Origin of the sequence: Streptomyces sp. NBC_00385 (assembly GCF_035917155.1) — a bacterium.
GTDB lineage: Bacteria > Actinomycetota > Actinomycetes > Streptomycetales > Streptomycetaceae > Streptomyces > Streptomyces poriferorum.
Genome location: NZ_CP107951.1, coordinates 2,317,277 through 2,339,262 on the forward strand (window position 1 = coordinate 2,317,277; position 21,986 = coordinate 2,339,262).

Annotated in this window: 2 protein-coding genes; both read right to left on the bottom strand. The window is 69.2% G+C overall.

Annotated features, from left to right (window positions below; genetic code table 11):
* Positions 1 to 47: 47 nt before the first annotated feature.
* Positions 48 to 11,243 (bottom strand): type I polyketide synthase, encoded by an 11,196-nt coding sequence (locus tag OG959_RS10175; RefSeq protein WP_442805558.1) that lies wholly within the window; start codon positions 11,241 to 11,243, stop codon positions 48 to 50.
* A complete protein-coding gene (locus OG959_RS10180; RefSeq protein ID WP_326657839.1) occupies positions 11,240 to 21,964 on the bottom strand; it encodes a type I polyketide synthase in 10,725 nt (3,574 codons plus the stop codon). The genes OG959_RS10175 and OG959_RS10180 overlap by 4 nt, the downstream gene beginning before the upstream one ends.
* Positions 21,965 to 21,986 lie beyond the last annotated feature (22 nt).

Consider the following 21,986-nt stretch of genomic DNA (forward strand, 5'->3'; position numbering starts at 1 on the left):
CGCCTCGCTTCGATTCGATGGGTCCGGTCCGTCTTGCGCCGATTCGGTCATCCGGTAGCTCCGCCACCGGCCGCCGTTCCGTGCGATGCCAGCCATTCGTCGATGACCTGCGCGGTCTGCTCGGCGCGGTCCTCGACGAGGGTGAAGTGGTTGGCGCGGACGGTCCGCAGGGTGTGGGCGGCCTCCCAGGGCTCGGCGCGGCCGCTGAGCAGGTCGGGGGACGCGTCGTCCCCGTCCGGGACGAAGGACTGGGTGCACTGGACGAAGAGCACCGGAGCCTCGACCGGGGTGAGCGGGAGTTGCGGGACCAGTTCCACCCAGCGGCCCATCGCGGAGAGCCTGCTGCTGTCGAACCGGCCGAAGACCGCTTCCTTGTCGAACATGCCGAGTGCGAGGCCGTCGAGGGGGACGCCGTCGCTGCCGCCGTCGTGGACCTTGAACGTGTCCAGCAGGATGACGCCTGCCGGGCGCACCCCGTGTTCCCGTTCCAGGTGTCCGGCCGTTGCGTAGGCGAGGGTGCCTCCGGACGAGTAGCCGAGCAGCACGAACGGATTCCCGTCGGCCGTGTCCAGCACACTCCGGGCGAGTGCCTGTACGGCCGCGTCGGAGGACGTGGGCAGGCTCTCGCCTGCGAGGAATCCCGGGACAGGCAGTGCGGATATCTTGCGCCTGCCTCCGAAGTGGGAGACAAGCCGCGCGTGCTGGTGGACACCGCCGGTGGCCATGGGCGTGCTGAGGCAGATGAGATGCGGTCCCTCGGAGGCATCCGCGAGACGGACTGCGGCGGGGAGCCGGTCGATCTCGCTCACCGAGCCGAAGCCCGGCCGCACGTCGGCGGCCGCCTGGAGGAGCGCGAACCCCTTGTCCGCGCGGCCGGAGACGACTGCGGCATGGAACAGGTCGCGGAGCGTCTCGGGCGGCCTGCCGGCCGAAGGGGCCTCGGCCCCACCGGTGACGGTCGCGCTCCCCGTTCCGCCGAGCCCCTCGGGTGACCCCGCCGATGCCCGCACTTCGTCGGTGTCGCCGGGCGCGAGGGAGCCTGCCGCCAGAAGCTCCGTGCGCAGCAGCCGTGCGAGCCCTGCCGGGCTCTTGCTGTCGAAGACCACCATGGGGGGCAGCTTCAGTCCGGTGTCCTTCATCAGGGCGTTACGGAGTTCCATCGCGCTCAGCGAGTCGAACCCTGCCTCCAGGAAGTCCCGTTCCGCGTCGAGGGCGTCCATGCTGCTGTAACCGAGGAGCGCGGCCGCCCGCTCCATGACGAGCGTCCTGAGGAGGGCCTCCTGTCCGGCCTGATCCGCCTGCGCGAATCGCTGCCGCAGAGCCGTCGCGTCGGTCCTGGAGACCGTACTGCGCCGCCTGGTGGTGGGGACGAGGTCGCGGAGGAGTGCGGGGATCGTGTCGGTACGGGCGCGCAGTGCGGTGACGTCGATCGGCAACGGGACCAGAGCAGCCCGCCCCGACGCCAGACCCGCATCGAACAACGCCAGACCCTGCTCCGCCTCCAACGCCGGCAACCCCTGCCGCCTCATCCGCTCCAGATCCGCCTCACCCAACCACTCCCCCATCCCCGCACCCGCCCACAGCCCGTACGCGAGGGAGGTGGCCGGCAGTCCCTCCGCCCGGCGATGCACCGCCAACGCGTCCAGGAACACATTCGCCGCCGCATAGTTCGCCTGACCCGCCGCCAGCACCGAACCACCCGCCGACGAGAACATCACGAAGAACGCCAACTCACGCCCACGCGTCACCTCATGCAAATACCAGGCACCATCCGCCTTCGCACCCAACACCCGATCCAACCGGGCCCCATCCATCGACCCCACCAGACCGTTGTCACCCGCACCCGCCGCATGCACCACACCCACCAGACCAGCACCCACACCCTCCACCAGACCCACCACCGCGGACCGGTCCGACATGTCACACGCCACCACCGACACCTCAGCACCCAACCCACGCAGAACGCCACACAGTTCATCGACACCGGGGGCCTCCATCCCCCGACGCCCCGCCAGCACCAGACGCCGCACCCCACGCACCTCCACCAGATGCCGGGCCACCAAACCACCCAAACCCCCGGTACCACCCGTCACCAACACCGCCCCATCCACCACCGTGTCCGGAACGGCCTCCGCAGCAGCCACTTCGACCAGACGCGGAACCAGAACCCCGCCCCCACGCACCGCAACCTCCGGCTCACCCGACCCCAACACCACACCCGCAACATCAGCGAACGAACCACCCACCGGATCCACATCCACCAACACGAACCGACCCGGATTCTCCGCCTCAGCCGCCCGCACCAACCCCCACACCGGCGCCTGACACACATCCACCCCCACATCCCCACCCACACAAACCGCACCACGCGTCACCACCACCAACGGACCAGCCTCATCAGCCTCCAACCACCCCTGAACCGCCCCCAACACCCCACCCAACACCGACCGCACACCCACCACCGGATCCACACCCACCGACACCGGCACCTCAAACACCCTCGGCACCGACACACCACCACCACCAGCAACACCCCCAGCCGACACCAACGGCCGCCACACCACCTCATGCAACCCACCACCCACACCCGACCCCGCCAACTGCTCCACCGACACCGGACGGAGCGTCAGCCCATCGACGGAAAGCACCGGTTCTCCGGCTGCGTCGGCCATGGCCAGGGAAACGGTGTCGACGCCGGATCCTGTGAGACGTACGCGCAACGCGGTCGAGCCCGAGGCGAACAGACGAACGCCCTCCCAGAAGAAGGGGAGTGCGGGGCGGCCGTCCCCTGCCGCGCCTGATTCGAGATCGGCGGCCTGCAGGCCGAGGGCATGCATGGTGGAGTCGAGAAGCGCCGGGTGCAGCCCGAACCGCTTGGCATCCGCGTGTACGGACTCGTCGAGTTCGACCTCGGCGAAGATGTCCTCTCCAACCGTCCAGGCCGCCTTGAGCCCTTGGAAGACGGGGCCGTAGCCGTAGCCACGCTCGTCCAGGACGTCGTACATGTCAGCCACCTCCACCCGGGTCGCTCCGGGCGGGGGCCATTCGGTGAGGTCGAACGCCGGCACGGACTCACCCGCACCACCACCCACCACACCATCCGCGTGCAACACCCACTCCGCACCCGCACTCTCCCGACGCGAATGCACCCGCACCGAACGAGAACCCACCTCATCCGGACCACCCACCACCACCTGCAACGCCACCCCACCCCGCTCCGGAACAACCAACGGCGCCCGCAACGTCAACTCCTCCACCACCCCACAACCCACTTCATCCCCAGCCCGCACCACCAACTCCACAAACGCCGCCCCCGGCAACAACAACGACCCCAACACCACATGATCTGCCAACCACCCCATCCCCTCCACCGACAACCGCCCCGTCAACACCACACCACCCGAATCCGGCAACGACACCGCCGCGCCCAGCACCGGATGATCCACCACGACCTGCCCCAGGCCGCCCGCATCCCCACCACCCGCACACTCCAACCAAAACCGCTCACGCTGAAACGCATACGTCGGCAGATCGACGCGACGGGCACCCGAGCCCTCGAACAACCCGGCCCAGTCCACCGGCACACCCGCCACATGCAGCTGCCCCAACGCCAACACAGCCGACCCCACCTCGGAGCGGCCCTTACGCACCAACGGAACAAAAACACCCGACTCCGCCGTCTGCTGCGCCATCCCACTCAGCACACCATCCGGACCGATCTCGACGTAGGAGGTGACTCCCTCGCCCTCCAGGAAGCGGACTGCGTCCGCGAACCGCACCGCCTCACGCACATGCCGCACCCAGTACGACGGCGTCCCGACCTCCTGCGACACCTCACCCGTCACATTCGACACCACAGGAATCGACGGAGTACCGAACGACAGTCCGGCTACCACCGCCCCGAACTCTGCCAACATCGGCTCCATCAAAGGCGAGTGGAAGGCGTGCGACACCCGCAGCGTGCTCGTCCTGCGGTCCTGACCTTCGAACGTCGCTACAAGCTCGCGAACCGCCGCCTCCGCACCCGAAACGACGACGGAGCGCGGCCCGTTCACAGCAGCCACAGCTACCTCGTCATTCAGCAACGGAAGCACTTCAGCCTCCGTTGCCTCCACCGCCACCATCGACCCGCCCGCCGGCAACGCCTGCATCAACCGACCACGCGCCACCACCAACTCAGCCGCATCCGCCAACGACAGCACACCCGACACATGCGCGGCCGCGATCTCACCCACCGAATGACCCACCAGGAAATCCGGACGCACCCCCCACGACTCCACCAGCCGGAACAGGGAAGTCTCCACCGCGAACAGGCCGGCCTGAGCGAACATCGTCCCGTTCAGCAGATCCGCGTCCTCACCCCACACCACCTCACGCAACGAACGCCCCAACCGGACATCCAACTCCCCCACGACCGCATCAAACGCTTCGGCAAACACCGGAAACGCCTCATACAACTCCCGGCCCATCCCCAACCGCTGCGCGCCCTGCCCCGTGAACAAGAACGCCACCTTGCCCACCGGCCGCACCGAACCCCGCACCACCGACGCCGCAACCCCACCACCGGCCAGCGCAGTCAGACCCCGCACCAACTCCTCACGATCCGACGCGGCCACCACCGCACGATGCTCCAGCACCGCACGCGACACCACCGACGAAAAACCCACGTCCACGAGCGAAGAGGGGACCTCCAGCCGCTCCAGCAGCTTCCCCGCCTGCGCCGACAACCCCACCTCACTCCGCGCCGACAACACCACCGGCACCACCGGCAACTCAACCGTGGAGTCCACCTCCGGCTCCTCCACCACCGGAGCCTGCTCCACAATCACATGCGCATTCGTCCCACTCAGCCCGAACGACGACACACCCACCCGACGCGGACGATCCCGCACCGGCCACACCCGCGACTCCGTCAACAACTCCACCGCACCCGCCGACCAATCCACCTGCGGCGTCGGCACATCCACATGCAACGTCCTCGGCAACACACCATGCCGAATCGCCTGCACCGCCTTGATCACCCCACCCACACCCGCAGCCGCCTGCGCATGCCCCAGATTCGACTTCAACGAGCCCAACCACAACGGATCACCCTCCGGGCGACCCTGCCCATACGTCGCCAACAACGCCTGCGCCTCGATCGGATCACCCAGCCGGGTCCCCGTCCCATGCGCCTCCACCAGATCCACATCGGAGTACGACAGGCCGGCACTCTCCAGCGCCGCACGAATCACCCGCTGCTGCGACGGACCGTTCGGAGCCGTCATCCCATTACTCGCACCGTCCTGATTCACCGCACTGCCCCGCACCACGGCCAGCACCTCGTGCCCCAGCCGCTGGGCGTCCGACAACCGCTCGACCAGCAGAACACCGACACCCTCCGACCACGCCGCACCATCCGCAGCCCCCGCGAACGACTTGCACCGGCCGTCCTTCGCCAACCCCCGCTGCCGGCTGAACTCCACGAACATGTCCGGGGTGGACATGACAGCCACACCGCCCGCAAGCGCCATCGAGCACTCACCCGAACGCAGCGCCTGGACCGCCAGGTGCAAGGCCACCAGCGACGACGAGCACGCCGTATCGACCGTCAGGGAAGGCCCTTCGAGCCCCAGCGTGTAGGAGATCCGACCTGATACCAGGCTGCCTCCCGTGGTCGCGGCGGCCTCCGTTCCCTGGCCGTAGTCGTGGTACATCAGGCCGGCGAAGACTCCCGTCCTGGTCCCCTTCAGGGACCGGGGATCAATGGCCGCACGTTCGAAGACCTCCCAGGACGCCTCCAGCAGCAGCCGCTGCTGCGGGTCCATGATCAGGGCCTCGTTCGGACTGATACCGAAGAACGCCGGATCGAAGTCACCGGCCTCATAGAGGAAGCCGCCCTCGTTGGCATAGGTCTTGCCCGGCACTCCCGGCTCGGGGTCGTACACGCCTTCGATGTCCCAGCCGCGGTCGAGCGGGAACCCGGAAACCGCGTCACGGCCGTCGGCGACCAGATCCCACAGGTCGTCGGGGGAGGCCACTCCGCCCGGGTAGCGGCACGCCATGCCCACGATGACGATTGGTTCGTCGTCCAGGTCACGCACGGCGAGGTTGCCACCCGGCTGCTCCGCCTCCCCCACCCCGCTTCCGTCGAGCTCGCTGTCGATGTGCCCCGCCACGGCTCGTGAGGTCGGGTAGTCGAAGACCAGCGTCGCGGGCAGCCGGAGCCCGGTCGTCAGGTTCAGTTCGTTGCGGAGCTCCACTGCGCTGAGCGAATCGAAGCCGAGCTCCTGGAACGGCCGGTCCGCCTCGATGGCCTGGGCCGACGCGTGGCCCAGCACCTTGGCCACGCGGCCGCGGACCATCTCCAGCAACCTGCGGGCACGCTCGTCGTCATCGAGTCCGGCCAGGCCGCGCAACAACTCCTGCCCGTCTCCGGACCCGGCCACCGCGCGTGCGGCGGGTCGCCTGGTGGTGGGGACGAGGTCGCGGAGGAGTGCGGGGATCGTGTCGGTACGGGAGCGCAGTGCGGTGACGTCGATCGGCAACGGGACCAGAGCAGCCCGCCCCGATGCCAGACCCGCATCGAACAACGCCAGACCCTGCTCCGCCTCCAACGCCGGCAACCCCTGCCGCCTCATCCGCTCCAGATCCGCCTCACCCAACCACTCCCCCATCCCCGCACCCGCCCACAGCCCGTACGCGAGGGAGGTGGCCGGCAGTCCCTCCGCCCGGCGATGCACCGCGAGCGCGTCCAGGAACACATTCGCCGCCGCATAGTTCGCCTGACCCGCCGCCAGCACCGAACCACCCGCCGACGAGAACATCACGAAGAACGCCAACTCACGCCCACGCGTCACCTCATGCAAATACCAGGCACCATCCGCCTTCGCACCCAACACCCGATCCAACCGAGCCCCATCCATCGACCCCACCAGACCGTTGTCACCCGCACCCGCCGCATGCACCACACCCACCAGACCAGCACCCACACCCTCCACCAGACCCACCACCGCGGACCGGTCCGACATGTCACACGCCACCACCGACACCTCAGCACCCAACCCACGCAGAACGCCACACAGTTCATCGACACCGGGGGCCTCCATCCCCCGACGCCCCGCCAGCACCAGACGCCGCACCCCACGCACCTCCACCAGATGCCGGGCCACCAAACCACCCAAACCCCCGGTACCACCCGTCACCAACACCACACCGTCCGACACCCCCTCCACCGCCGAGCCACCAGCAGGCACCTCGACCAGACGCGGGACCAGAACCCCGCCCCCACGCACCGCAACCTCCGGCTCACCCGACCCCAACACCACACCCGCAACATCAGCGAACGAACCACCCACCGGATCCACATCCACCAACACGAACCGACCCGGATTCTCCGCCTCAGCCGCCCGCACCAACCCCCACACCGGCGCCTGACACACATCCACCCCCACATCCCCACCCACACAAACCGCACCACGCGTCACCACCACCAACGGACCAGCCTCATCAGCCTCCAACCACCCCTGAACCGCCCCCAACACCCCACCCAACACCGACCGCACACCCACCACCGGATCCACACCCACCGACACCGGCACCTCAAACACCACCGGCACCGACACACCACCACCAGCAACACCCCCAGCCGACACCAACGGCCGCCACACCACCTCATGCAACCCACCACCCACACCCGACCCCGCCAACTGCTCCACCGACACCGGACGGGACACCAACGCGCCCACCGTCAGGACGGGCCGGCCGGCAGCGTCGGCCACCAGGACCGACACGCTGTCCTGCCCGGCCGGCGCAATCCGTACGCGGAGGGCAGATGCCCCTGCCGCGTGAAGAGCGACGTCGGTCCAGGCGAAGGGCAGAACGGTCGATTCGTCCGTCCGTGAACCGTCATCGAGGAGCGCCACGTGCATGGCGGAGTCGAGCAGAGCGGGGTGCAGGCCGAAGCGCTGAGCGTCGTCGTGCGCCGAGTCGGGCAGTACGACCTCCGCGTACAGTTCCTCCCCGGATGTCCAGGCGGCCTTCAGGCCCTGGAACACCGGCCCGTAGCCGTAGCCACGCTCGGAAAGGAGTTCGTAGGCTCCCTCCACACTGATCGCCGCAGCGCCCTTCGGTGGCCAAGCAGTCAGATCCACGGGCGGTGTTTCAGCGCCCATGGCAAGGATGCCTTCGGCGTGACGCGTCCAAGGACCATGATCGGCACCGTCGCCCCGTGAGTACACCGTCACCGAACGCCGGCCCGTCCGGTCAGCCGCGCCGACGGCTACCTGAATTGCGGCACCACCCTTCTCGGGGAGTACGAGCGGCGCCTGCAGCGTCAACTCTTCCAGAAGGTCGCAACCGACCTCGTCACCTGCTCTGACGGCCAATTCGACGAAGGCCGTGCCGGGGAGGAGCACGCTTTCCAGCACGCCGTGGTCGGCGATCCAGGCTTGATCGGTCAGGGACAGCCTTCCGGTGAGCACCACCTCGTCGGCTTGCGCCAGCGTGACGATCGCCCCGAGGAGCGGGTGGCTGCTGGCGCCCAGGCCCAGCGAACGGAGGTCGTTGCCGCCGGCCTCCGCCTGCATCCAGTACCGCTCACGCTGGAAGGCGTAGGTGGGCAGATCGACCCGGCGGGCGCCGGTGCCCTCGAAGAACCGGGCCCAGTCCACCGGCACACCACTCACATGCAACTGCCCCAGCGCGGTAACCGTCGCCGCCACCTCAGGACGCCCCTTACGCACCAGCGGAACGAAGACCGCAGCCTCCGCGTCCACCGACTGCTGCGCCATCCCGCACAGGACCCCGTCCGGACCGATCTCGACGAACGACGTCACCCCACGCGACACCACGAACGACACCGCATCCGCGAACCGCACCGCCTCCCGCACATGCCGCACCCAGTACTCCGCCGAACCCCAGTCCGACGCCAGGTCCCCGGACACACCCGACACCACCGGAATCGACGCAGTACCGAACGACAGCCCCGCCACCACCGCCCCGAACTCCACCAACATCGGCTCCATCAAAGGCGAGTGGAAGGCGTGCGACACCCGCAACACACTCGTCCTACGCCCCTGGCCTTCGAACGTCGCGACGAGCTCGCGAACCGCCGACTCCGTGCCCGAGACGACCACGGAACGCGGACCGTTGACCGCCGCGATCCCCACCTCACCGTTCAACAACGGAAGAACCTCAGCCTCCGTCGCCTCCACCGCCACCATCGACCCACCCGCCGGCAACCCCTGCATCAACCGACCACGCGCCACCACCAACTCAGCCGCATCCGCCAACGACAGCACACCCGACACATGCGCGGCCGCGATCTCACCCACCGAATGACCCACCAGGAAATCCGGACGCACCCCCCACGACTCCACCAGCCGGAACAGGGAAGTCTCCACCGCGAACAGGCCGGCCTGAGCGAACATCGTCCCGTTCAACAGATCCGCGTCCTCACCCCACACCACCTCACGCAACGAACGCCCCAACCGGACATCCAACTCCCCCACGACCGCATCAAACGCTTCGGCAAACACCGGAAACGCCTCATACAACTCCCGGCCCATCCCCAACCGCTGCGCGCCCTGCCCCGTGAACAAGAACGCCACCTTGCCCACCGGCCGCACCGAACCCCGCACCACCGACGCCGCAACCCCACCACCGGCCAGCGCAGTCAGACCCCGCACCAACTCCTCACGATCCGACGCGGCCACCACCGCACGATGCTCCAGCACCGCACGCGACACCACCGACGAAAAACCCACGTCCACGAGCGAAGAGGGGACCTCCAGCCGCTCCAGCAGCTTTCCCGCCTGCGCCGACAACCCCACCTCACTCCGCGCCGACAACACCACCGGCACCACCGGCAACTCAACCGTGGAGTCCACCTGCGGTTCCTCCACCACCGGAGCCTGCTCCACAATCACATGCGCATTCGTCCCACTCAGACCGAACGACGACACACCCACCCGACGCGGACGATCCCGCACCGGCCACACCCGCGACTCCGTCAACAACTCCACCGCACCCGCCGACCAATCCACCTGCGGCGTCGGCACATCCACATGCAACGTCCTCGGCAACACACCATGCCGAATCGCCTGCACCGCCTTGATCACCCCACCCACACCCGCAGCCGCCTGCGCATGCCCCAGATTCGACTTCAACGACCCCAACCACAACGGATCACCCTCCGGGCGACCCTGCCCATACGTCGCCAACAAAGCCTGCGCCTCGATCGGATCACCCAACCGCGTCCCCGTCCCATGCGCCTCCACCAGATCCACCTGATCCGACGAAATCTGCGCATCAGCCAACGCCGCACGGATCACCCGCTGCTGCGACGGACCGTTCGGAGCCGTCAACCCATTACTCGCACCGTCCTGATTCACCGCACTGCCCCGCAGCACGGCCAGCACCGGATGTCCGTTGCTGCGAGCGTCGGAGAGCTTCTCCAGGAGCAGGACGCCGGCCCCCTCCGACCAACTGGTGCCGTCGGTGGAGCCTGCGAAGGACTTGCAGCGGCCGTCCCTGGACAGGCCGCCCTGTCGACTGAACTCGACGAAGACCTCAGGCGTCGACATGAGCGCCACGCCTCCGGCCAGCGCCATCGAGCACTCGCCCGAACGCAGTGCCTGGGCTGCCAGGTGCAACGCCACCAGCGACGACGAACACGCGGTGTCCAGCGTCATCGACGGCCCCTCGAAACCGAAGACATACGAAACGCGGCCGGACGCGATGGAACCCGTAGCGTTGTTGTGGACGTAGTCGTGGTACATCATTCCGGCGAATACGCCGGTTTTACTGCCCTTCAATGTGGTGGGGTCGATGCCCGCCCGCTCGAACACCTCCCACGAGCATTCCAGCAGCAGCCGCTGCTGCGGGTCCATGATCAAGGCCTCGTTCGGACTGATACCGAAGGGAATCGGGTCGAACGTGTCTGCGGAGTGGAGGAATCCGCCCTTGTTGACGTAGCTGGTGTTCGGCCGCTCCCCCTCCGGGTCGTAAAGGGAGCCGACATTCCAGCCGCGGTTCTCCGGGAACTCGGATATCGCGTCCACGCCGTCGTTCACCAGTTGCCACAGAGCCTCCGGCGATTCGACACCTCCGGGAAAACGGCAGCTCATCGCGACGATGGCGATGGGCTCGCGGGCCGCGGACGACAGCTTCCTGTTGTGGGCCCGCAGACGGTCGTTCTCCTTGAGCGACGCCCGCAGCGCGGCGACCAGCTTCTCGTCAGAATTACTCATCGGGGCTCTCACATTCCCTGGATCGCGTCGTCAAGGCCGGAACCGTCGAGTGCCATGCTGATCAGGCTCTCGGCATCCATCGAGTCGATGGATGCGGGCGAGTTCTCGTCGGTACCCTCGGCCGGATGCACCGGCTCGTCATGGGCACCGGCAAGCTCGAAGAGGACTTCCATCAATCCCGCGTCCCTGAGCCGGCTCAGGGGTATTCCCTGCAGAATGCGTCGGACCCGTTCCTCTCCGACGGCCTCGTCATCCGTCGGAGAGTCGGGACGCAGTTCCTCAGCGAGGTACTGGGCGAGCGCGCGGGAGTTCGGGTAATCGAAGACCAGCGTCGCCGGCGGGCGCAGCCCTGTGGCCTGGGCCAGGCCGTTGCGGAACTCCACCGCAGCCAACGAGTCGAACCCGAGCTCCTTGAACGCCCGGTCCGGCTCGATGGCCGAGGGACCCGCGTATCCGAGGATGGCGGCCGCGTGGGCCCGTACGAGGTCGAGCACCTGTTCTGCGCGTTCTTCGTCGGTGAGGGCGTCCATTCGCCGGCGGAACGCCGCCGCACCGGACGCGGTCGCGTCGGTGCCGCGTTGACCACGGGGCCGTACCAGCCCTCGGAACAGGTCGGGCAGGTCGTCCCGCTCCGGTGCGCCCGTTCCGGTGAGATCGACCCGCATGGTGACGAGTGCTGCCCCACCGGCGGTCTCGGCCGCGTCGAAGAGGGCGGCTCCCTCGTCAGCCGACAGAGACTGGATGCCGGTCCGGTGCATGCGCTGGGAGTCGGCGCTCTGCAGGCTGTCCGCCATGCCCCCGTCCACCCACGGCCCCCAGGCGAGGGACTGGGCGGGGAGTCCTTCCGCTCTGCGGTACGTGGCCAGCGCGTCCAGGAACGCGTTGGCCGCAGCGTAATTGCCCTGGCCCGGATTGCCGATCACACCGGCAGCCGAGGAGAAGAGGACGAATGCGGCAAGGTCCATGTCACGCGTCAGTTCGTGCAGATTGAGCGCCGCGTCCACCTTCGGACGCAACACCGCCCCCACCCGCTCCGCCGTCAACGAACCGATCACCCCGTCATCCAGCACCCCCGCCAGATGCACCACACCCACCAACGGCCGATCCACCGGAACCGAACCCAACACCCGCTCCACAGAAGCCCGGTCAGCCACATCACACGCCTCGACCACCACCTCCGCACCCCAACCCGCCAACTCCTCGACCAACTCCCCCACACCCTCGACCGCACCACCACGACGACTCGTCAACACCAACCGCCGCACCCCACGCTCCACCACCAGATGACGCGCAAACACCCGCCCCAACGTCCCCGTACCACCCGTCAACAACACCGTCCCCGCAGAATCGAACTCCACGGCCGACCTGTCACCGCCGGACGGCACCACGCGCTGCAGCCGGCCCACGTGCGCACGGCCCTCGCGCACCACCACCTGCGACTCGCCCAGCGCCAGCACCCGCGTCATTTCGCCAAGTGCGCCCAGCTCACCGTCCAGCAGCACCACACGCCCCGGGTTCTCCGACTGCGCCGACCGCACCAAGCCCCACACGGCCGCACCCGCTGCATCGCCCACGCCTTCACCGGGCAAAGCGACCGCACCCGCCGTCCGGACCACCAGTCGGGCGTCAGCGAAGCGCTCATCGCTCAGCCACTCCTGCACCACTTCCAGCGCCTCACACACCGCATTCCGCACATCACCTGCGGAGCCAACCCCAGCCTCACCGGCGCGCAGCGAATCGAACACGACCACGTCCGGCACCACACCCGACGAACCCGCCACCTCATCCCAACGCCCCACCGTCAGCTCAGCCGCCTCGTCAGCGTCGGGCAACGCCACCTCCGGCCACTCCACCCCGAACAGAGAACCCCACGCGCCGGACTCGGCCGCCGCGCGCCTCTCCCCTTCCACCGAACGCAGCACGAGCGAATCAACGGACGCCACCACCCCGCCCCCGGCATCGGCCAGCACCACCGACACCCGGCCCTCACCCACCACCGACACCCGGACCCGCGCTACGGTCGCGCTCACCGCACCCAACGACACACCCGACCACGCGAACGGCAGCGCAGCACCCTCACCCACCGCACCCGACAACGCCACCCCATGCAAAGCCGCATCGAACAGCGCGGGGTGCAGGGCGTAGGTGTCGGGCTCGATCCCTTCGGGGAGACCCACCTCGGCGAAGACGTGCCCGTCGGTCCGCCAGGCCTCGCTCAGCCCGCGGAAGGCAGGCCCGTAGCTCAGACCGGCTTCCGCCATTCCGTCGTAGAACCCGTCCAGATCCACCGGCTCGGCACCGACCGGCGGCCACTGCCCGAAGGCCCAGGCCGCGTCCGCGGCTCCGGGTGCATCAACGGCAGCGATGAGCGAACCCGTGGCATGGCGTACCCACGGCAGATCCGCAGCCTCGCCTCGCGAGTACACGGTCACTGTTCGCCGACCGGAGTCGTCTGAGGGGCCGACGACAACCTGGAGGGCAACGCCTCCATGCTCCGGGAGTACCAGTGGCGCTTCCAGGTTCAGCTCCTCCAGCCCGGCGTACCCGACCTCGTCCGCTGCTCTGAGTGCCAGTTCCACGAAGCCCGTTCCGGGGAAAAGTGCGGCGTCACCGATCGCGTGATCGGCGAGCCAGAGCTGGGTGCCGGTGGACAGGCGACCGGTCAGGATCACGCTGTCGGAATCGGGCGAGGTGACGACCGCACTCAGTAGGGGGTGACCGGCCGGCTCCTGCCCGATCGACTCCAGGTCGGCGCCGTGCTGCTCGCCGACGATCCAGTAGTTCTGGTGTTGGAAGGCGTAGGTGGGCAGATCCACCCGGCGGGCACCCGAGCCCTCGAACAACCGCGCCCAGTCCACCGGGACACCCGACACATGCAGCTGCCCCAACGCCAACACAGCCGACCCCACCTCGGAGCGGCCCTTACGCACCAACGGAACGAAAACACCCGACTCCGCCGTCTGCTGCGCCATCCCACTCAGCACACCATCCGGACCGATCTCGACGAACGACGTCACCCCACGCGACACCACGAACGACACCGCATCCGCGAACCGCACCGCCTCCCGCACATGCCGCACCCAGTACTCCGCCGAACCCCAACCCTCCGACACATCCCCTGACACACCCGACACCACCGGAATCGACGCAGCACCGAACGACAGCCCCGCCACCACCGCCCCGAACTCCACCAACATCGGCTCCATCAAAGGCGAATGGAACGCGTGCGACACCCGCAACACACTCGTCCTGCGGCCCTCACCGGCAAACTTCCCCACCAGATCAGCAACCGCCGACTCCGTGCCCGAGACGACCACCGACCTCGGCCCGTTGACCGCCGCGATCCCCACCTCAGCATTCAGCAACGGAAGAACCTCAGCCTCCGTCGCCTCCACCGCCACCATCGACCCACCCGCCGGCAACCCCTGCATCAACCGACCACGCGCCACCACCAACTCAGCCGCATCCGCCAACGACAGCACACCCGACACATGGGCAGCGGCAATCTCACCCACCGAATGACCCACCAGATAGTCCGGCCGCACACCCCACGACTCCACCAACCGGAACAACGCCGTCTCCACCGCGAACAACCCCGCCTGAGCGAACATCGTCCCGCTCAACAGACCGGCATCCTCACCCCACACCACCTCACGCAGACTCACGCCCAGCCGGACATCCAACTCCGTGAGCACCTCATCGAACGCCGCCGCGAACACCGGAAACGCCCCATACAACTCCCGGCCCATCCCCAACCGCTGCGCACCCTGACCCGTGAACAGGAACGCGACCTTGCCCACCGGCCCCACCGAACCCCGCACCACCGAAGCCGACAGCTCACCCCCCGCCAGCGCTGTCAGACCGCGCATCAGCTCCTCACGGCTCCCCGCCGCCACCACCGCACGATGCTCCAACACCGCACGCGACACCACCGACGAAAAACCCACGTCCACGAGCGAAGAGGGGACCTCCAGCCGCTCCAGCAGCTTTCCCGCCTGCGCCGACAACCCCACCTCACTCCGCGCCGACAACACCACAGGCACCACCGGCAGCTCAACCGATACGGCCACCTCCGGCTCCTCCACCACCGGAGCCTGCTCCACAATCACATGCGCATTCGTCCCACTCAGACCGAACGACGACACACCCACCCGACGCGGACGATCCCGCACCGGCCACGCCCGCGACTCCGTCAACAACTCCACCGCACCCGCCGACCAATCCACCTGCGGCGTCGGCACATCCACATGCAACGTCCTCGGCAACACACCATGCCGAATCGCCTGCACCGCCTTGATCACCCCACCCACACCCGCAGCCGCCTGCGCATGCCCCAGATTCGACTTCAACGACCCCAACCACAACGGATCACCCTCCGGGCGACCCTGCCCATACGTCGCCAACAAAGCCTGCGCCTCGATCGGATCACCCAACCGCGTCCCCGTCCCATGCGCCTCCACCAGATCCACCTGATCCGACGAAATCTGCGCATCCGCCAACGCCGCACGGATCACCCGCTGCTGCGACGGACCGTTCGGAGCCGTCAACCCATTACTCGCACCGTCCTGATTCACCGCACTGCCCCGCACCACAGCCAGCACCTCATGCCCCAACCGCCGAGCATCCGACAACCGCTCGACCAGCAGAACACCGACACCCTCCGACCACGCCGCACCATCCGCAGCACCCGCGAACGACTTGCACCGCCCGTCCTTCGCCAACCCCCGCTGCCGGCTGAACTCCACGAAGACCTCGGGCTCCGACATGACGGCCACGCCGCCCGCCAGCGCGAGGGAGCACTCACCGGAGCGCAGCGCCTGGATCGCGAGGTGCAGGCTCACCAGCGACGACGAACACGCGGTGTCCACCGTCATCGACGGACCTTCGAGGCCGAGTACGTAGGAGATCCGGCCGGAGGCGATGCCGCCCGTGCTCGCGTTGTGGGCGTAGTCGTGGTACATCATCCCGGCGAAGACACCGGTCCGGCTCTCCTTGAGGGAGAGCGGGTCGATGCCGGCCCGCTCGAAGACCTCCCAGGACGCCTCCAGCAGCAGCCGCTGCTGCGGGTCCATGATCAGGGCCTCGTTCGGACTGATACCGAAGAACGCCGGATCGAATCCAGGAGCGTCGTCGAGGAACCCGCCGCGGGCGACGTAGGTGGTGTCGGGCCGTACGCCTTCCGGGTCGTAGATCTTCGACAGGTGCCAGCCCCGGTCGGTCGGGAAGTCGGAGATGAGGTCGGCACCCTCGATCACGGCCTGCCAGAGGTCCTCGGGTGAGCCGATGTTCCCCGGGTAGCGGCAAGCCATGCCCACGATCGCGATCGGGTCGTCGGCGTGGGTGGCGGGGTTCGGGCGCACCGTGGTGAGGGCTGCCGTCGCGGGAGCGTCGGTACCGGATACCTCGCCCAGCAGGTGGCGGGCCAGGGCCAGGGGGGTGGGGTAGTCGAAGACGACGGTTGCGGGGAGACGGAGCGCGGTGGCTTCGGCCAGCGCGTTACGGAACTCCACCGCCCGCAGGGAGTCGAAGCCGAGGTCCTTGAAGGCCTTCTCCGGCTCGACGGCCTGGAGCGAGCTGTAGCCGAGGACGGAGGCGACCTGTGCGAGGACGACCTCCAGCACGGCGGCTTCGCGCTCGGGCTCGGCGAGGCGGGCGAGCCGCTGCTGAAGGCCGTTCGCCTCGGCCCGGCCGGTGGCCTGGCGCCGCGTGACCACCGGGACCAGGGTGCGGAAGAGCTCGCGGCTCGCGGCGCCCTGGGCCCGTACGGCGGCGAGGTCGAGCTGTACCGGAACCACTACCGGCCGGTCCATCCGCAGGGCAGCGTCGAAGAGGGCCACGCCTCGGTCCGAGGAGATCGGGAAGACGCCACCGACGGACGAGATGCGGGAGCGTTCGGCCCCGGACAGCTTGCCGGTCATCCCGCTGGCCTCGTCCCAGAAGCCCCAGGCGAGGGAGTGTGCGGGGAGTCCTTCCGTTCTGCGGTACGTGGCCAGCGCGTCCAGGAACGCGTTGGCCGCCGCGTAATTGCCCTGGCCCGCGTTGCCGAAGGTGCCGGCCACGGAGGAGAAGAGGACGAACGCGGCAAGGTCCATGTCACGCGTCAGCTCGTGCAGATTGAGCGCCGCGTCCACCTTCGGACGCAACACCGCCCCCACCCGCTCCGCCGTCAACGAACCGATCACCCCGTCATCCAGCACCCCCGCCAGATGCACCACACCCACCAACGGCCGATCCACCGGAACCGAACCCAACACCCGCTCCACAGAAGCCCGGTCAGCCACATCACACGCCTCGACCACCACCTCCGCACCCCAACCCGCCAACTCCTCGACCAACTCCCCCACACCCTCGACCGCACCACCACGACGACTCGTCAACACCAACCGCCGCACCCCACGCTCCACCACCAGATGACGCGCAAACACCCGCCCCAACGTCCCCGTACCACCCGTCAACAACACCGTCCCCGCAGAATCGAACTCCACGCGGGAGGTCCCATCGGCCGGCTGTGCCGCACGCATCAACCGGCCCACGAAGGCCCGGTCGTCGCGCACCACCACCTGCGACTCACCCATGGCGGCCACGCGCGCGGCCTGCTCGGTCACGTCGTCCGAGTCCCCGTCCAGCAGCACCACGCGCCCCGGGTTCTCCGACTGTGCCGAGCGCACCAGCCCCCACACCGCGGCACCAGCCATGTCCACCAGGCCTTCGCCCGGCAGCGCGACCGCACCCGCCGTCCGGACCACCAGTCGGGCGTCAGCGAAGCGCTCATCGCTCAGCCACTCCTGCACCACTTCCAGCGCCTCGCACACCGCATCCCGCACACCGTCCGCAGAGCCTGCCCCCACCTCGCCGGCGCGCAGCGATTCGTACACCACCACGTCCGGCACGACGCCCGAAGTTCCCGTCACGTCGTTCCAACGTCCCACCGGGACACCGTCGACGGCTCCCGCGTCCGGCAGCGCCGCCTCGGGCCACTCCATCCCGAACAGGGACCCCGCCACGCCCGACTCCGCCACCGCACGCCGTTCTCCGCCCACCGAACGCAGCACGAGCGACTCGACCGACGCCACCACCTCGCCCCCGGCATCGGCCAGCACCACCGACACCCGGCCCTCACCCACCACCGACACCCGGACCCGCACCATCGACGCACCCACAGCGCCCAACGACACACCCGACCACGCGAACGGCAGCGCAGCACCCTCACCCACCGCACCCGACAACGCCACCCCGTGCAATGCCGCATCGAGGAGGGCCGGGTGGAGCCGGAAGTCGGTCGCGGGCGTGCCGGTGGGCAGGGCGACCTCGGCGTAGACGCCACCGTCGGCGCGCCACGCGGCGTTCAGCCCCCGGAAGACGGGGCCGTACCCGAGCCCCTCCTCCGCCATGCCGTCGTAGAAGCCGTCCAGATCCACCGGTTCCGCTCCGGCCGGCGGCCACTGCGCCGAGGCCCAGGCCACGTCCGCGGCTCCGCTCGCTCCCGGAGCCGGGGGCTCCGGTGCGAGGATGCCGGTCGCGTGCCGTGTCCACGGCTGGTCGCCGTCGTCCGTGCGCGCGTGCACGGTCACCGGGCGCCTGCCGTCGGACGCGGCCGTGCCGACCGTGACGCGTACCGCCACACCGCCCCGATCGGGGACGGTCAGAGGGGTCTCCAGCGTCAGTTCGTCGATGACCGGGCAGCCGGCCTGGTCACCGGCGTAGCCGACGAGTTCCACGTGTCCGGTGCCGGGGAAGAACACGGAGTCGCCCACGCGGTGGTCGCCGAGCCACGGGTGCGTGCCGAGGGACAGGCGGCCCGTCAGGCTGAGCGCGTCCGTGTCGGGAGCGGATACCCGTGCGCCGAGCAGCGGATGGCCGGCCGGTTCGAGGCCGGCGGTCAGCACGTCGCCGGCTCCGGTGGGTGCGGTGACCCAGTAGCGCTCGCGCTGGAAGGCGTACGTCGGCAGCTCCACGCGGGCGGTGGGCGCGGCGTCGTGGAAGAGGCTCCAGTCGACGGGGGCACCGTGTACGTAGGCCTCGGCCAGCGACAGCGCGAAGCGGGCCTGGTCTCCGCTGTGACGGCGCAGCGATCCGACGGCGGTGGCGCCGGCCGGTGTCGTGGCGATCGTCTCTCCGAGGGCGATGAAGAGGCCCGGGTGGGGGCTTGCCTCCACGAAGAGGGTGAACCCGTCGTCGAGCATGGCCCGGGTGGTGTCCTCGAAGCGCACGGTGCGGCGCAGGTTCTCGTACCAGTAGCCGGCGTCGAGCGCTGTCGTGTCGAGCGGCCCGCCGGTCACCGTGGAGTAGAAGGTCGTGGTGGACGGGCGGGGTTCGACCTCGGCTATCTCGGCAAGGAGGCGGTCGCGGATCTCTTCGACGAACACCGAGTGGGAGGCGTAGTCCACCGGTATCCGGCGGGCCTGCACGCCCTGGGCCTCCAGGTGGGTGTAGAGCTCGTCGAGGGCTTCCTTCTCGCCGCAGACGACGGTGGAGGCGGGGCTGTTGACCACGGCGACCTGGAGCCGGTCGCCCCAGCCGCGCATCACCGACTCGGCCTCCTCGGAGGGCAGTGCGACCGACATCATGCCGCCGCGTCCGGCGAGGTCCTGGCGGATGATCCTGCTGCGGAGTGCGACCACTCGCGCCCCGTCCTCCAGCGAGAGGGCACCGGCGACGCAGGCGGCGGCGATCTCTCCCTGCGAGTGGCCGACGACGGCGGCGGGCTCCACACCGCACGCGCGCCAGAGGCCTGCGAGGGAGACCATGACGGCCCACAGGACCGGTTGGACGACGTCGACCTCCTCGAAGGTGGGTGCGCCCGGGCGCTGATGGACCACGTCGAGGAGGTCCCAGTCGGTGAAGGGGGCCAGCGCGTCGGCGCACTCGCGCATCCGGTCGGCGAACACCGGTGAGGATGCGAGGAGTTCCACGGCCATGCCGACCCACTGGGAGCCCTGGCCGGGGAAGACGAATGCGACCTGGGCGGGGCCGGTGGCGGTGCCCCGCACCACGTGCGGGGCCTTGGCGTCGGCGGCGAGGGCGTCCAGACCGGTGAGCAGGGGGGCGGATTCGCTGACGTCCGTGCCCGCGGAATCCCCGGTGTCGAGAACGACGGCGCGGTGCTCGAACGCGGTGCGGGTGGCGATCAGGGCGTGCCCGATGTCCTGGGGACGGGCGGTGGCGCCGGCTTCGTCCTGTACGAAGGAGGCCAGCCGCTCCGCCTGGGCACGCAGGCCCGCGGCGCTGCGTGCTGAGACGAGGAACGGGGTGACGGGCGTGCTGAAGGGGAGTGTCCGGCTGTCCGCGGCCGGACGGCCCTCGGCCGGCTCCGCGCTCTTCCCGTCGGTTGCCGCCGCCGGTTCCGGTTCCGGTGCCTCCTGGAGGATCACGTGGGCGTTGGTGCCGCTGAGTCCGAACGCCGAGACGCCTGCGGTACGCGGGTGGCCGTGGCGCGTCCAGGGTTCGGCCTCGGTGAGCAGGCTGACGTGACCGGTGGTCCAGTCGACGTGGGTGGAGGGCTGCTCGACGTGCAGGGTTCTGGGCAGCAGACCGTTGCGCAGGGCCATGACCATCTTGATGACGCCGCCGACGCCCGCTGCCGCCTGGGCGTGGCCGATGTTGGCCTTGAACGATCCCAGCCTCAGCGGCTGTTCGGCGGTGCGGTCCTGGCCGTACGTGGCGAGCAGGGCCTGCGCCTCGATCGGGTCGCCGAGCGTGGTGCCGGTGCCGTGCGCCTCGACGGCGTCGACGTGGGCGCCGGGTACACGTGCGTTGGCGAGGGCCTGGCGGATGACGCGCTGCTGGGACGGGCCGCTGGGGGCGGTGAGGCCGTTGGAGGCCCCGTCGGAATTGATGGCCGAGCCGCGGATGACGGCGAGGACGGGGTGCCCGTTGCGGCGGGCGTCGGAGAGGCGCTCCAGCAGGACGATGCCCGCGCCCTCGGACCAGCCGGTGCCGTCGGCGCTGTCGGAGAACGCCTTGCACCGTCCGTCGGGTGCGAGGCCGCGCTGCTTGCTGAAGGCCACGAACGGCGCAGCTGTCGACATGACCATGACTCCACCGGCCAGGGCGAGGCCGCATTCGTCCTGGCGCAGCGCCTGGGCGGCGAGGTGGAGGGCGACGAGCGACGACGAGCAGGCGGTGTCGACGGTGAAGGAGGGTCCTTCGAGGCCGAGGGCGTACGAGATGCGGCCGGAGATGACGGACGCGGCCCGTGCAGTGGCCATGTAGGCCTCGACGGCCTCCGGTACGCCTTCGGGGAAGTCGCCGTAGTCCTGGATGCCGGAGCCCATGTAGACGCCGACGCGACCGCCGCGCAGGGACTCCGGGTCGATTCCGGCCCGTTCGAAGGCCTCCCAGGCGACTTCGAGGCTGAGGCGCTGCTGCGGGTCGGTGGCCTCAGCCTCCATGGGGCTGATCCCGAAGAACCCGGCGTCGAAGTCGCCCGCACCTTCGAGGAATCCGCCCTGGTGCACGTAGCTGGTTCCCGGCTGCGAGGCGTCCTCGCCCATGAGCTGGTCGAGGTCCCAGCCGCGGTCGTCCGGCATGCCCGATACGGCGTCGCGGCCCTCTGCCACCAGTTGCCACAGCTCTTCGGGGGTGGTCACCCCGCCGGGGAAGCGGCACCCCATGCCCACGATCGCGATGGGTTCCTGCGCGGCTGCCTCGGCGTCCTGGAGGCGGCGCCGGGTGCGGTGCAGGTCGGCGGTCACCTTTTTGAGGTAGTCGAGGATCTTCTCGTCGTTGGCCATATCGGTCTCACGGTCCTTCGGG